The organism is Calditrichota bacterium (assembly GCA_016867835.1).
Taxonomy (GTDB): domain Bacteria; phylum Electryoneota; class AABM5-125-24; order Hatepunaeales; family Hatepunaeaceae; genus VGIQ01.
In genome coordinates this window covers 1-15,255 of sequence record VGIQ01000068.1, presented here as the reverse complement: position 1 = coordinate 15,255, position 15,255 = coordinate 1, and the positions used below count along the sequence as shown (strand labels likewise).

At 57.9% G+C, this 15,255-nt stretch carries 9 protein-coding genes; 4 read left to right on the top strand and 5 right to left on the bottom strand.

The genetic code is table 11. The features are described 5' to 3' along the window. The first annotated feature begins 273 nt into the window (after nt 1-273). From FJY67_08000 to FJY67_07985, 4 genes are all read left to right on the top strand, one after another. Nucleotides 274-1,398 (top strand): Re/Si-specific NAD(P)(+) transhydrogenase subunit alpha, encoded by a 1,125-nt coding sequence (locus tag FJY67_08000; GenBank protein ID MBM3329394.1) that lies wholly within the window; start codon nt 274-276, stop codon nt 1,396-1,398. Between the two features lie 130 nt (nt 1,399-1,528). Then, a complete protein-coding gene (locus tag FJY67_07995) occupies nt 1,529-1,819 on the top strand; it encodes an NAD(P) transhydrogenase subunit alpha (protein ID MBM3329393.1) in 291 nt (96 codons plus the stop codon). Then, nucleotides 1,819-3,273 (top strand): NAD(P)(+) transhydrogenase (Re/Si-specific) subunit beta, encoded by a 1,455-nt coding sequence (locus tag FJY67_07990; protein ID MBM3329392.1) that lies wholly within the window; start codon nt 1,819-1,821, stop codon nt 3,271-3,273. The genes FJY67_07995 and FJY67_07990 overlap by 1 nt, the downstream gene beginning before the upstream one ends. A gap of 137 nt (nt 3,274-3,410) precedes the next feature. Further along, nucleotides 3,411-4,325 carry a magnesium transporter CorA family protein gene (locus FJY67_07985; protein MBM3329391.1) on the top strand — a complete coding sequence of 305 codons (915 nt, stop codon included), beginning with the start codon at nt 3,411-3,413 and terminating at the stop codon, nt 4,323-4,325. Nucleotides 4,326-4,431: 106 nt separating this feature from the next. Here FJY67_07985 and FJY67_07980 read toward each other — a convergent pair whose 3' ends face one another. The 5 genes from FJY67_07980 to FJY67_07960 form a co-directional block, all read right to left on the bottom strand. Continuing rightward, nucleotides 4,432-6,225, bottom strand: a complete 1,794-nt coding sequence (locus tag FJY67_07980) for a CHRD domain-containing protein (GenBank protein MBM3329390.1) — start codon at nt 6,223-6,225, stop codon at nt 4,432-4,434. Between the two features lie 117 nt (nt 6,226-6,342). Then, on the bottom strand, nt 6,343-7,131 hold the full coding sequence (locus tag FJY67_07975; GenBank protein MBM3329389.1) for a hypothetical protein: 789 nt from the start codon (nt 7,129-7,131) through the stop codon (nt 6,343-6,345). 166 nt (nt 7,132-7,297) lie between these two features. Then, on the bottom strand, nt 7,298-11,026 hold the full coding sequence (locus tag FJY67_07970) for a tetratricopeptide repeat protein (protein MBM3329388.1): 3,729 nt from the start codon (nt 11,024-11,026) through the stop codon (nt 7,298-7,300). A gap of 198 nt (nt 11,027-11,224) precedes the next feature. After that, nucleotides 11,225-13,420, bottom strand: a complete 2,196-nt coding sequence (locus FJY67_07965) for a hypothetical protein (GenBank protein ID MBM3329387.1) — start codon at nt 13,418-13,420, stop codon at nt 11,225-11,227. A 71-nt stretch (nt 13,421-13,491) separates the two neighbouring features. Then, nucleotides 13,492-15,255, bottom strand: a 1,764-nt coding sequence (locus tag FJY67_07960; GenBank protein MBM3329386.1) for an ABC-F family ATP-binding cassette domain-containing protein, incomplete at its 5' end; no start/stop codon positions are given.

Genomic DNA, 15,255 nt, shown 5'->3' with positions numbered 1-15,255 from the left:
TCCCGTGGGTCATTCTGATTCGTAAGGAGTGGGTCTCGCTGCGTGCTATTGGTGGGACCGTGATCGCTATTTTGGGAACCGCACTCCTCTTTCAGCGCTGAGACACCCTACTGGCGTAGTTCTTGCCGAGTAAAAGCAAATGTCGAATCGAAATGTGGAATGCAGTTCGGAGACTGCCAATCGAGCGGTCGTTATGTTATAGCATTCAACCCGTTTGAGCACTCGAGCACTTGAAACCATAGCACTCTCAAATCATCTCTATAATCCAAACTTATGCAGATTGGAGTTCCTCGCGAGACAGCGCCCGGTGAACGGCGCGTGGCTCTCGTTCCCGATGCCATAATCCCGCTGACCAAATTAGGCTTTAGCATTGCCGTCGAAACGGGAGCCGGCGAACCGGCCGGGTTTCAGAATGCCGCCTATGAGCAAAAGGGCGCTGCACTGGTCAGCCGCAGCGAACTCTTTGGCCGCTCCGACATCATAACTGCCGTTCGGCCGGCGTTCACGGCTGCCAGCGAACTTAAGCGCAATCAAATCCTGATCGGCGCGGCCGATCCCTTCGGAGCGCCGGAGGCGATGAAGGCGCTGGCGGAAGCCGGTGTAACGCTTTTCGCCCTCGAACTGTTGCCTCGCATAACCCGCGCACAGGCGATGGACATCCTCTCGTCGATGGCGACGATAGCCGGTTACAAAGCCGTTTTGATGGCTGCGGCCGAACTGCCGCGGATGTTTCCGATGTTGATCACCGCTGCCGGGACAGTCAATCCCGCCAAGGTCTTCGTCATCGGCGCCGGTGTGGCCGGACTGCAGGCCATCGCGACGGCGCGGCGGCTTGGCGCAATCGTCAAGGGCTACGACGTCCGGCCGGCGGTTAAGGAACAGGTCGAATCGCTCGGCGCCAAGTTCGTCGAGATGGAACTCGAGTCTGCCGAAGGTGAAGGTGGCTACGCCAAGTCGATGGACGAGTCTTTTTACCGCAAGCAGCGTGAACTGATGGCCAGAGTGGTGGCGGAGTCCGATGTTGTCATCACGACGGCCGCTATTCCGGGCCGCAAGGCACCGGTCCTTATCACCGCCGATATAGTCCGTTCGATGGCTCCCGGTTCGGTTATCGTCGATCTCGCAGCCGCGACCGGCGGCAACTGCGAACTGACCCGACCCGAAGAGAACGTCCGCGATGGTGCGGTTCTCATCCTCGGACCGACCAATCTTCCCTCAACCGTGCCATACCACGCCAGCATGATGTTCTCGAAGAACCTCCAGGCATTCCTAAAGAACCTCCTCAATAAGGAAGGCAATTTGCGCCTGGACGAGCCGGACGAGATCATCCGCGACTCAATGGTCATCCGGTCGGGCGAGATCGTCAACCCGAAGGTGGCCGAGGCAATCAAGGGATAAAAGTCTGGGGAGATGTGCGTTCCGCCGAGAAGAACACTTGACGAATCGGATACCTGACGGAATAAGGCGGCACAGGCAGCATCCCAAACCGCAAGACTGGACTTTCGCACTATCACACTCTCGCACTCAAATGCAAACCGAAGTCATTACCTTAATCACCATCTTTATCCTCGCGACCTATCTGGGCTTCGAGGTCATCACGAAGGTTCCGCCGATACTGCATACGCCTCTCACCTCGGGAGCCAATGCGATCTCCGGAATCACCATTCTGGGGGCTCTGATTTCAGCAGGAGCGAAACTTACCCTGCTGACGACGATACTCGGCTTCTTGGCGGTGACCTTCGCCATGATCAACGTCGTCGGCGGCTACATGGTGACTCACCGGATGCTGAAGATGTTCCGTAAGTCGGGAGACAATTGATGCACCACCTCTTCGCTTCCGGACTGTTCGCAGGGACCGGGACTCTGGCCAGTAATCCTCCGCTTCTTGACGCAGTCATCAAGATTGTCTATCTACTCGCCGCAATACTATTCGTCTATGGCATCAAGGGGATGACCCATCCCCGCACGGCGGTGCGCGGCAACCTCATCAGCGGCATCGGTATGCTGCTGGCGATCGTCGTGACGCTGCTTGACCGGCAGATCCTCAGTTTCGAAGTGATCATAGCGGGCATGGTAGTCGGTGCGGGTGTGGGCGCAACGTTGGCGGCAAAAACGCCAATGACCGGAATGCCGCAAATGGTCGCGCTTCTCAACGGCTTTGGCGGGATGGCGTCGCTTCTGGTTGCGGGTGCCGCGCTGTTTGAAGCGCTCGAGCCGCAGACTCCTCCGGTTACGATGCAAATGGCAATCGCGACGGTCGCAACCGGGCTTATCGGCGCGGTTACTTTCTGGGGCAGTCTGGTGGCGTTTGCCAAGTTGCAGGGGGTGATCACCGAGAAGCCAGTCCTGCTGCCGGCGCGCAACCAAACAAACGCCGTCCTGACCCTGATTGCAATCGTGCTCGGCGTGCTGGTGGTGATGCACCCCGAACAGGTGCGGAACTACTGGTTCCTGGTGGCTCTGGCGTCCGTCATGGGCATCACTTTGGTGATACCTATCGGTGGAGCCGATATGCCGGTGGTGATCACCCTGCTCAACTCCTATTCCGGCATTGCAGCCTGCGCGACCGGATTCGTCCTGAACAACACCGGGCTGATCATTGCCGGGGCGCTGGTCGGATCGTCGGGGATGATCCTGACCCAGGTGATGTGCAAAGCGATGAACCGCTCGATGGCCAACGTCGTCTTCGGCGGCTTTGGTGCTGAGGTGACATCCGGCCCGAAAGCGGATGAGGTCTATGCCACAGTGAAGTCCGCAAGTTCCGAGGAAGTGGCGATGCTGCTCGACGGCGCCCGCCGCGTCATCATCGCTCCGGGCTACGGGATGGCAGTGGCTCAGGCGCAGTTTGCGGTTCGCGACTTCGCCAATCTGCTCGAATCCCGCGGAACGCGGGTTGACTTTGCCGTTCATCCCGTTGCCGGACGGATGCCGGGTCATATGAACGTCCTGCTCGCCGAAGCCAACATCGCCTACGACCGGATGATCGAGATGGACAACATCAACCCGGAGATGCCCGAGATCGACGTCGCCATCATCATCGGCGCCAACGACACCGTCAATCCGGTAGCACGCTCCGATCCCCACTCGCCTATCGCCGGGATGCCGATCCTGGATGTCGATCGCTGCCGGAACGTCGTCGTCATCAAGCGGAGCCTTTCGCCGGGTTTTGCCGGCATTCCGAATCCGCTCTTCGCCGCCAAAAATGCGGTGATGTTCTTCTCCGATGGCAAGAAAGCGGTGATGGACCTGATCAGCGCCGTCAAGGAGTCATAGCCCGCAGGCGCGCTTGCGCCACCTGCTGGTGTTGACTATATTGCTCTCCAGCGAGTCCGCCCCTATAAGGCGGACTCGCCGCTCCTGACTCTATCAACCATGTGAAGTTCAATCCCTCATGAACGTCGGAGACGGGAATGATCCGCCGCTATCGTATCATCGACCGACGGCTCCAGCCGGTTGACGAGCCGCCCTTCAACTGCATCATTTGCTCTACGCCGGACGATGCCGAACGGCACTATCTGACCAGCGAACTGCACCTTGACGAGCATACCCTCCATTCGGCGCTCGACCCTGACGAAGTCTCCCGCCTCGAGTTTGAACCTGAACATACCGCCTTGATCTATAAGCATCCTGCAACTTACATAGCACAGGATCAGTTCCTCTTCAAGGTCAATTCGGTCGGAGCGTTTATTTTCCGCGACTTCCTGCTCTTTCTATCCGCGACCGAACTTCCTATACCCGACGGGCTTTCGACCGGCGGTACAATCACCCCGGCTGGACTCTTCCTAAAGATCATCAACCGGACGATCACTCACTTCCGCGAGCACCTTCGGATCATATCGAAGATTGCCGACGAACTCGAAGATAAGATCAGCGCCGCGCTCTCGAACCAGCACCTCATCCATCTCTTTGCACTGCAGAAGAGCCTCGTCTATTATGTCGAAGCGCTCACCTCGAACCACGGCGTCCTTGAGCGGTTGCGTCGGCAAGCCACGCGAGCCGGCTTTACCGACGAGGAGATCGAGGTCCTCGAAGACACCCTTATCGACAACGACCAGTGTTTAAAGCAGGCCGAGATCGCAACCAACATTCTAGCCAACCTGATGGACGCCCGGGTCAGCATCGTCAGCAATAACTTGAACGTCCTGATGAAGACGCTCAACATCATCACCATCGGCATCATGGTGCCGACGCTGGTAGTGAGCGCCTTTTCGATGAACGTCCGCATCCCTCTTTCAACGCTCACCTACGCGTTCTGGATAATCATTGGGCTGGCGATGCTCTCGGCGGTCGGCTTCTGGGCGGTCTGGCGGTTTAAGAAATGGTAAGTCAACTCTGTTAGCAGGCAAGGTAATTTGAAAGGGGCAGGCTCTTGCGAGCCTGCCCCTTTGCATTATGATGAGTCGGTGAATGATGGTCTGTAGTCGAACAGAATTACCGCACCAGCAACACCTTAGCGTTCTGGACCCCGAAAGGCGTCCGCAGCCGCAGGAAATAAGTTCCCGAGGGCATACCATCGGCATTCCAGACGACCGTCTGGCGACCGAAGGCAACCCTATCGTAGAGCCGGGCGATTTCCCGACCGGCGAGGTCGTGAACCGTCAGACGTGCTGGTGTTAGACTACCAGCCCGAAACGTGATCGTTGTGCTGCTGTTGAAGGGGTTTGGATAGGGCGTCTCGAGTTCGACCCTATTTGGCAGGAGGCCGATCCTGCCTTCAGGCGGAGCCGACTCGAAGGCTGGAATCTGGCCGCGAATCTCGCCGCCGGCAAAGGTCCGGGAGTGGACCTGAATGTAGAGATTCCCTGCCACAAGATCAGCCAGATCCTCTTCGCCGATGAACCAGACGTCGAACACTGATCCGAACCCACTCTCGAGGGTGAATATCGGCGGGCCGTTCTCGTTGGGAGCACCGCGATGGATGTGAGCGGCGGTAGTGAAGTCAACATCGTGAAAACCTCGAACACCGACCATCGATCCGTCGGGGGAGAGATGGACTTCAAAGAAGCCCATAGCGTCAGTCTCGACACCAGCTCCGGCATTGGCCTGGCTGCCGTCAAGCCCGACCTCCACACTGGCCCAATCCAAGTCTTCAACATCAACGATCTGCCCGCGAATCTCGCCGCCGGCATGTGCTCCAGAGTGGATGTTAACATAGAGTTCGCCGGCTTCCAGAGCGATCAGATTCTCACTATCGATGCGCCACGACTCTTTGATCGGACTTGCCCCGGAGCGGAAGGGGAAGACAACCCCGCCGTTGACGCCCCGGGCGCCGCGGTGGATATGTGCCACGGTGGCATTCTCGACGCTGTGCTCGCCGAATATCTTCACGGTGTTGCGTTCGAGATTCAGCAGCGTCAGGAACTTCCCGATCGCTTCGCTGCCGGTGCCGGCTCCGGCATTGGCCTGACTTCCATCTGCAGCAAATGAAAACGTGACTTCGGGCTCAAAGTCGAAGACGCTCTGGACGATCTGCCCTCTTATCTCGCCTCCAGCATAAGCCTCGGAGTGGATATTGAAGTAGAGATTCCCGGCCCAGAGGGCGTCGATTAGTTCGCCATTCATGAAGAAAAATTCGTCGCTCTCCTGGTCGGCATTCGGAAAGGGCAGGACGACGCCGCCGTTTTCGCCGGGTGGCGCCTGATGGACGTGCATCGCAGTCGCATTCTCGACGTCATGAGTCACCCAGAGAAAGAACCACTCGCCTCCCGCCGCCAAGACCCCGAAACCGCTGCCAGAAGCATCACTCTCAACCCCTTCGCCCCTATTGGCTTGAGAGGCTTGAATCATAAAGGTGAAGGTGTAGCCCGGCAATGAATCGCTCAGCGAGGGGACGATCTGACCCCGAATCTCCCCGCCGGCATGAGCCGAGGAGTGGATGTTAACATAGAGTTCACCGGCCAGAAGGGCTTCGATATCGGCCGCCGACATACTGTCCCATGTCGCCCGGATGGGGCTGGCAGGTGAGTCGAACGGGAAGACGACGCCGCCATTCTGACCCGCGCGGGCGCGATGGATGTGAGCCGCTATAGCGTTTTCCAACGTGTGCTCGACGACAATCTCAAGGTGGTTGTCTTCTTCGTTGAAGCCGACGAAGCCGATGCCGGTCGCTTCAGAGTTGGTGCCGGCCTGTTGTCCGTCAAGGTTGAATGTGAAGATGGCGGCAGAAAGGGGCGGGACTAATGCAAGCAGTGCAGCGATGAGAAAAAGTTGTAAGCGAACATTCATATCTATGCTCCGTAGAATTTTGGATTATTTTGCAGGTGGTGATCTCAGAGCATCACCTCTCTTTCCAAAACTTACGACGATATTAGCCGCCGGTTGGTGGTGTCAGGATCTTTCCGATCACTCTTCAAGTACAATACGGATGCCTCCGTTAATGGTGTCGAGACTGTATTTCCCGCGTCCTTCCCCCAGCGTGGTCTCGAGGTGCCGCTTCGCTTTGAGATTCTGGACGCTGGTCGAGCCGGTGAGGGTAATGGGTCCGTTGATCGAATCGGCGGTGATAACAGCATCGGGCTGAGCCGTATCGGACTTGCGCAATCTTAGTTCGAGAGCACCGTTCACAGCGCCAAGGTCGATTTCCTTCGGATAGGGTGCTCCACACCCGATGAAGATGCTGCCGTTTATGGTCTGCGCTTCGATCTTGCCGCCGACATCGCTCAATCGAATAGTCCCGTTGATGGTGCTCGCTTCGACGTCACTCACGGAGCGCCGGCAGTCGATATCACCATTTACCGTCTCCAGTTTCACGCGTGCCGTTAACGAATCGGCATCGAGTTCGCCGTTGACGCACTCGGCAGAGAGTTCCAGTCCGGCCGGCAGGTAGAGATCGTATGATGCAGCAACTTTGTAGCGTCTCTTTTTAGGCAAATCAGGTTCGATCTTCACTGTTGAGGTCTTGAGTGAGACTTCAGTGGTGCAGCGATCGAGCATATCGCGGACCTTCTCTTCGTTGCTGCCGGTTACGGTGTAGATGACCATTAATTGCATAGTGCTGCCAGCGGCCGGGCGGATGCGAATGTCTCCATTAGGGGTTTCGATCTCGACCTTGCGTTGCCCGGCAAGCGAAAATTCGCGCTCCACCGTCCGGGTGAGAGCGGATTCAGCGTAAAGAACGGAAGTGTGAGACAAGAATCCGGTAAGGATTAGGATGGGCAGGATAGCGGGCAAGATTGCCTTTGGGCCCGGCATAGTCACTCCGATTGAGGTGGTCTTTGAAGAATAGACCGGCGGAGGGGAGAGATTGTTACGAAGAAGGGCGGGTTGACTCCCGCCCCTCAAAACTAATGCAAGTCCTCTACGGCTGACTTGCCTCTGCTCGCGGCAGGGAGTCAAGTTTCTGTTTGGCGGCGCGGCCGTAGTTCGAAGCTTCGCCCATCTCGGTGATGATCTTCTGATACATCCTCGCTGCGCCTTCCCAGTCCTGCAATTTCTCGTAGCAGGTTCCGGCTTGATAGATCGCCGTAACCCCCCAGTCGAGTTTCGTCTTGCGCCCTAACACCTTGACTTTAAGGAACTCCAGGATTGCGGCGCGATAGTCGCCCTTTCCGGAATAAGCCTCGCCGATATAATACTGGATTTCGGCTTCCCTTTCGGCATCGGCTAATGGCAGGAGTGGGCGATACTGCCGGATCGCTTCGTCATAGTCACGCAATTCGAGATGGAACTGCGCGATGTCCATCCGCCGGTCGAGGGCGTCAGGAGCGTTAGGAAAACGCTCCAGGTATTCCCTCGTCAGCCGCAATGCCGCATCCCAGAATCGCAACTCGCGATAGACGGTGGTAAGCGACTCAAACGCCGGCTGCCAGAGCGTCGTCGCGCGACGGTTTTCCCAGACCCGGCGCAGCGCCGCGAGGGCTTCACTATGCCGTTCGGCGCGGTAAAGCGCTTTGCCCAAAAGCAGGTAGCCACGCGGCGCAATTGGACTCTCCGGATGGTCCGCGACCAGTCGCTCGAAGGCCTTTGCAGCATCGTCGTTTCGACCTTGATCGAGGAGCGATGATCCGGTATGAAAGGCGGCGTCGTCAGCCCAGACCGAGAGCGGATACTTCTCGCGCACCGTCCGGTATTGTTCCCGCGCTTCGTCCCACTTCTTTGCCCGTTCAAGCGAACGGCCTCGCTCCAGAGTCAAATAGGCTCGCGCGTTGTCGAGATCGGGATGCTCCTTAAAGGTCTTATAAAGAGCATTGGAGGCATTTTTTGCTTCGTCGATCAGGTCGAGCCGGAGCATCGCTGCAACATTCAGCGTTTGATAGTGATATATGCTGTCCCGGTTGTCGGAAGCGGCGATCAAGGCTGTAAGCGCAGACTGTGCTGCGCGATAGTTGCCAGTTCCGAAGTAAAGTTCAGGCTTCAGGTTTAGCGATATAGCGGCTTCCGATGACTTGGGGAATCGGGAAACCAAGGTATCGATGAGATTCAGTGCCGCGCTATGGTTGTCCCGGCTGCGCTCGAGAAGTGCCAATTCATACAGCGCCGACGCTGCATAAGGTCCTGCCGGATCGAAGTTGAGCGCGACTCTCAAGTCCTCGGCAGCGCGAGTGAACTCACCGGCGCGGCGAAGCGCTCGGGCTCGCTCTACCCGGAAAGCTGGCGAAGGCGTTTCGAGCAACGTCAAGTGCGGCTGGCCCCATACTGCAGCCTGGTCGGCTCTTTCACGCAGGGCGAGGGCTTCGAGAGGGCGTTCCATCCGGTCCAGAAGATCGGCTTCAAGCAGCGGGAATTGAACCGGGTCAAGCCGGTAGGGATAGCGCGCCTTAAGGAGGTTGATGTAGTCGAGTCGCTCGCGTTGGGTAAGTCCGGAGTCGGAGGCGAGGTCGAGCAAGACCACTGCGGCAGCCGGAGTATCCTGATACTCAGCCACCAGTATGCGCCGCGTTTCGACCGCTTCTCCGCGTTTGCCGATTCGTGCCAAAGCCCGCGCTTCCCAGCGTCGTATTTCGGCATTGGTGCGGTTTTGACCTCCCGCCTCTACGGTGCGTTCGGCAAGCGTCCTTAGGCGCGGGAAGTTTACCTCGTCGATGCGCCCGGTCCGGCGGCAGGCTTCGAGATAGTAAAGGATGTTATCCGGGTGAGTTCGCTCCAGATCGAATTTCGCAAGCAAGGCGTCGGTTTGCCGGATCACGACTTCGAGAGCGCTGTCACCGGGGGCGGATTCATATTGAAAGAGGAGCAGCCGGCAGGCCAGGTCGCGCGTTCGGTCAGAGTGCGATTCAATCTTGTTAAGACGCGCCGATCTTGCTGTAGCACTGTCAAGATACATCGCCAGCGAGTAGTCATTCTGCTCGCGCAACGCCGAGCGAGCCAGAAGGAGATAGGCGATTCCGCCGCGATAGAGGGCGTAGGCGCGGTCGTCGCTGGTGGCGGCTATATCGTCTATAGCCCTGTCGAATTGATCGACAGCCTTGACCGGGTCTTTGAAAAGGTCCAGGTAGAAATCGCCCCAATCGAGCGCCCAGCGCACCGGATTGGTCCGGTTTTGAGGCAAACTTGAGAGTTCCGCCATCCGCTCGATAAGGCCTTCACCGCGCAGATGGAAGGCTTGCAGGAAGGCAATTGTGCGCGACGCCGAGTCGGCAAGTTCCGACGCCGGATATCTCCGCAGCAGGTCTTCGCAACGTTGCGCGGCCTGGGCGTAGTTGCCTTTGTCGAATGACTCCCGCGCGGCGATCATCAGGGCATCGTCGGCATAGGGACTGAAGGGCCAGCGCCGGAGCAAGGTGTCGGCGGCTGCCGATCCTCCGGGTTGACGGGCTCGGGCGCGCGCCCGAGCCAGTTCCAGCATGATCCGGTCACCCTGATCGAGGTCCTCGATCTTGCGAACAATCTCGGACCAGAAAGCCGCGGCGCGCTCCGGCATATCAAGGTCGAACGCCAGCAATGCCGCACGAAGCCGGGCATCGAGCCCGAGCGAATCGTCGATATTAACGGCGCGCAAGTAGCGATCGAAAGCCGCACGTTTACGGCCTATTAACTCGTTCGTCCAGCCCGCTTTGATGGCAGCCGTGCGGGAGTATGCCGCGGCGGTATCATAGAAGGCTATGGCTTGTTCAAAGTCGCGACGATAGTAATTGGCGTCGCCCAATCGCTCGACTGAAGCAATTCGGATTTGAAAGTCGGACGAAGTCACCAGCGGGGCGAGAGTCTCAAGCGTCAGATCGGTCTGCCCACGGACGTTCTGCAGATCGGCTAATTCGAGCCGGGCCAGGGGCGCCGACGGATCGCGGGGAAATTGCTCGAAGCATCTGCGGTAGGCTTCGGTCGCATCGGCAAACTCAAACTGATCGCGATGGAACCTCCCGAGAGCGAGCCAGGCGCGAGCGGACAGACTGTCCATGCCCGATCGTTCAGCGACCCAGCGTATATAGTGTTCCGCGGTGAGCAGGTCGCCCCGATCTATCAGCGACGCTGCCCGCTCGAGACGCGCTCGCGATGCCGCCGGTGCATCAGGATACTTCTCGATCAGGAGGGTAGAGACGTCGTCAGACCTGGAAAACTCACCGGCAAAGGAGTATTCCAGAGCGGCGCGCTGCAACGCCAAAGGTGCCAATAGCGAACCGGAGTAGAAGCCCTGAACCCGTTCGAAGGCTTGCGCGGCTTCGAGATGCCGACCTGCATTTGCCAGCGTTTCGCCGACTTTAAAGAGCGCCTCCGGTGCGCGCTGAGATTGCGGATAGACGATCGCCGTCCTTAGGAACGCTGCTCGAGCCCGGTCCGGATCGCCGCTTCGAAGGTAGGCTTCGCCGAGCAGATACTGCGCCTCATCGGCTTCGGCAAGTGCCGGAAAGTCGCGCAGACACCGCTCGAGTTGCTCAGCGGCTAAATCGAAGTATTTCTCTTCGTAGAGTTTAAGTGCGTAGAGATACTCCGTCCGTCCGGGCGATTCAAGCGCCGGTGCAGGAAATACAATGACTGCAAGAAGCAGCAGTATTACCAGCCGCACCTTAATGCCGGTCTTCATCCAGTTGCAGACATGGTTGGTTACCCATTGTCTTAAGTTACTAACTCTTTGAGAAGTTATCAACATTGATTAATAACTTCGAGTGCAGGTTGGACGTCTTCGCCCACCTGCATTACGTCACCCCGATACACGCCGGACAAGGCGTCCGGCATGCACGAGACATCCAATATACTTAAGTTATCAACACCGGTTAATAACTTCCCGAATTTCAATGTTGACATCCTGACTATTAGACGCTCAATGACGGCATCATGCGATATGTCCTCACGCTCGTTCAAGCCTCGCATAGCGGAGAATGAGCGTCTTGCGTCCTTCACTCTCGAATTCGACTTCGATACGGCTGTCGAGTCCCTGCCGTCTAAAGTCAAGTATTAGTCCGATACCAAAGCGGTGATGCTTGACGAGCAGTCCTTTACGCAGGTCATCGGGGGCGAGACCGGTATGCGCTTCGGAGGGCCGGTGGTCAGGAGTTCCACTCCGCGCTGCCGAACGAGGCAGCGGCGCCGTCGTTGCCGCATAGGCTCGACGCACCTTGATAAGTTCTGGAGGTATTTCTTTCAGGAACCTGGACGGGCCGGCGGCAAAGCCGCTCTCGCCCCACCGGACCCGGTGATAGGCGCAGCCGAGCACCAGTTGGTCGATGGCGCGCGTTACTGCCACATAGAATAGTCGTCGCTCTTCGTCGATGTCGCTGGAGGAATCTCCGCTTGCTGCGAGCGGCAGCAAGCCCTCCTCAAGCCCTCCAACCAATACAACCGGAAATTCCAACCCTTTGGCGCTGTGAATCGTCATTAGACTGACCCGTCCGGAAGACTCTTCATACCGGTCGATGTCGGTTACCAGCGCAACCTGCTCGAGGAAGCCCTCCATCGACCCGTCGGGATGCTCCTCGCTGTAGCGTCCGATCTCGTCGATCAGTGCGAGGAGGTTGGCGACCTTCGATTCGGAGCGGGAGGGATCCTCCTTTTCCTCCTCCATCAAACGCTCTTTCAACCTAATACGTTCCACCAGCGTGGTAACCAGAGTTAGGAGCGGCTCCCGACCGGCGGCGATGCGCAATTCATCGATCAACTGCCGAAAGTCTGTGAGTGCCTTCTTCTGGCGGGAGGTGATTTGCTCAGTAACAAGGAGATCTTCCATTGCTCTGAAGTAAGGGACACCTTCGACCTGGGCGAGGTTGTTGACCTGGGACACGACCGACTCGCCGATCCCGCGCGGCGGATAGTTGATAACCCTTTGGAATGAGACATCGTCGGAGGGATTCACAATCAACCGCAAGTAGGCGAGGAGGTCTTTCACTTCGCGCCGTTCGTAGAACCTTAGCCCGCCAACCACTTGATAGGGGACTGCGGCACCGCGCAAGGCACGTTCGAAGGCGAGCGACTGGGCGTTGGTGCGATAGAGTATGGCAAAGTGGTCCAGCGACCGTTTATGCGTCCGGACATCACCTTGAACAAACGAGACAAATTTCTGAGCCTCGTCATCGTCGGTGTAGCCTTCGATCAGGATTGTCCCTGGTCCAGTAAGTCGCTCGGTCCAGAGCCGCTTCTCATGACGTAGTGGATTGCGCTGAATGACGGACCAGGCGATGTCGAGGATTGCTTTATGAGAGCGGTAGTTTTGTTCGAGACGGACGACCTTGGCCGAGGGCCAGTCGTGACGGAAATCGAGGATATTAGCCACCGTCGCGCCGCGCCAGCCATAGATGGCTTGATCGTCATCCCCCACGACACCGAGGTTATTATGTCGGCGGGCGATTTCACGCACCAGACGATATTGCACCGGATTTGTGTCCTGGAACTCATCGACCATCACAAAGTGAAAGCGGCGCTGCAGACGTTCGAGGAAGTCGGGATAAGCGTGATAAGCCAGAACCGGGCGCATCAGGAGGTCGTCGAAGTCGAGCCCGGCCATGCGTTCGAGCCGCTCTTGATAAAGGCGGTAGAGGTTGGCTGCCAGGTGCTCGAACTCACGCTCGGCTTTGGCGTTAAACTCCTCCGGAGTAATCAGGTTGTTTTTGGCACGTCCGATGATGGCGTCAAGGTAGTTGGGCTTTAACACATCGATCGGTATCCCTTCGGACTTCAGTATCTCTTTAAGCAGTCGCTTCCGATCATCGGCGTCGATGATAGTAAAACGGGGGTCGATGCCTATCGAACGACCTTCCTGACGCAGGATTCGCGCAAAAATCGAGTGGAAGGTCCCGGCGACGACATATTCACCCGCCGGGCCGGCCATGGCGATGGTTCGCGACCGAAGTTCTCCTGCGGCTTTGTTGGTAAAAGTGAGAGCGAGGATTTGATCCGGACGTGCGCGACCGCTTCGGATCAACTCAGCGGTTCGGCAAGCCAAGACGCGGGTTTTGCCTGAACCCGCTCCAGCCAGGATCAGCAGCGGTCCGTCGGCATGCAGGACGGCTTCCTGCTGAGCCGGATTGAGGTTGTCCCAGTAGGTGTTCAAATGATCAGATGCAGTAGGGGACTTGTTGTTGAGTCGTTGAGTTGTTGTGGGGGACTATTGACTTTGCCTCCTTACCATTTCTTTTTCCGTTCGCCCAATTCTACCCACTCCTCATAGAGGGCGGCGATGCGTCGGTCTAGGTCCTCGATTCGCGCTTGACGGCGGACGGCAAAGGATTCCTTACCCTTGGCAAGGAACGCATTGAGTTCCGTCTCGACTTCCCTGCGGGCCGTTTCGGCAGATGCAATTTCGCTTTCCAGTGCTTTGAATCGCTGCGGATCGAACTTCAGCCGCTCCTTCCTGGATGATGGCTGGCGATTGTCCGGCGTTGAGTCATCGCACCCCTTCTTCTGCCTTTCGCTTCCCGCCAGTTTTCCAGATTTCAATTTCTCCCAAAAGTCGGAGAAATTGCCATCGAGCGGGACGACTCCGGGCGGATCGAAGAAAATCACCCGGTCGATCAGTTTGTCGAGGAAGTAACGGTCGTGGGAAATCAACAACAGCGTCCCGGGATACTCTTCAAGCGCATCCTCTACCGCCTCTCGCGAAGCGATGTCGAGGTGATTGGTCGGTTCGTCGAGGATGAGCATGTCGGCGCCGGAGTGGATCAGAGCGGCGAGTTGCAATCGCGCTCTTTCACCGCCGGATAAGACGGAGACGTGTTTTTCGAGGTCGTCGCGGGTGAAGAGAAATTGATGCAGCAACTCGGCTGCGCTGCCGGGCGAGCGTCCGGTCAGACGGATCGCTTCATTCTGTAGCGTCTGGTCAGACCGGAGGTTCTCGCCCATCTGGCTGTAATAGCCGAGTTTGACCGATGCGCCGAGCCGGAGGTGGGGGTTTTCCCACCGCCCATCGCTGACGACCGTCCGGGCGAGGGTGCTCTTGCCGCTGCCATTTCGGCCTACGAATCCGACCCGTTCGCCCTGCCGAATCAGAAAGTTGACATCGTCGAGGATCATTATTCCGTCATCGAAGACTTTGCGAAAGCGTTTGGCTTCGAGCGCAATCGTCCCTTTAGGGGGCTCGGCAAGGAACCTGAACCGGATCCGTTTGCTTGCGACAGGTCGTTCGACCGAGTCCATCCGTTCGATGCGCTTTTCCATCGACTTGGCACGCTTCACTAACCCAGGGTTGTCATAGACCATACCCCAGGCTTTGAGCCGGGCGATCTGAAACTCGAGCCGGGCGACGATCGATTGTTGCCGCTTGAAGGCGGCTTCGGCACGTAGTTCACGGGTCAGTTTCTCGCGGCGATAGGTACTGTAATTGCCTCCGTAGGGTGATAATCGGGTCCGCTCCAATTCCCAGATGCCGGTGCAAACCCGATCGAGGAGGTAGCGGTTGTGGGAAACGACAATGAAAGCCTGCGGGCAGGTGGCAAGGTAGTTTTCCAGCCAGTCGAGCCCTTCGAAGTCGAGGTGATTGCCCGGCTCGTCGAGAAGGATGATGTCCCACTCGCCCACCAGGATGCGCGCCAGGGCGATGATATTGCGCTCACCGCCGGAGAGATTGGCCATCGGGGCGTCCCATAACGACTCGGGAACGCCAAGCCCGGCAAGCGTCCCGGCGACCCGGGCACCGGTCGATGATCCGCCCTGGGAGTGGAGTTGATCGAGCAGTTCGGCATACCGGAGAGCGGTCTTGGGCGACCGTCCTTCAGCGGTATCGCTCTCAATGACTGCCTCAAGCCGTTCGACCTCGGTTGCGAGTCCTTGCAGCGCACCAAGCCCACCGCTAACAACTTCACGCGCGGTCATTCCAGCCGGATAATCGACCTGTTGTGGGAGGTAGCCGATGCGCAAACCCGGCAGCACGGCGATATGTCCGCTGGCAGG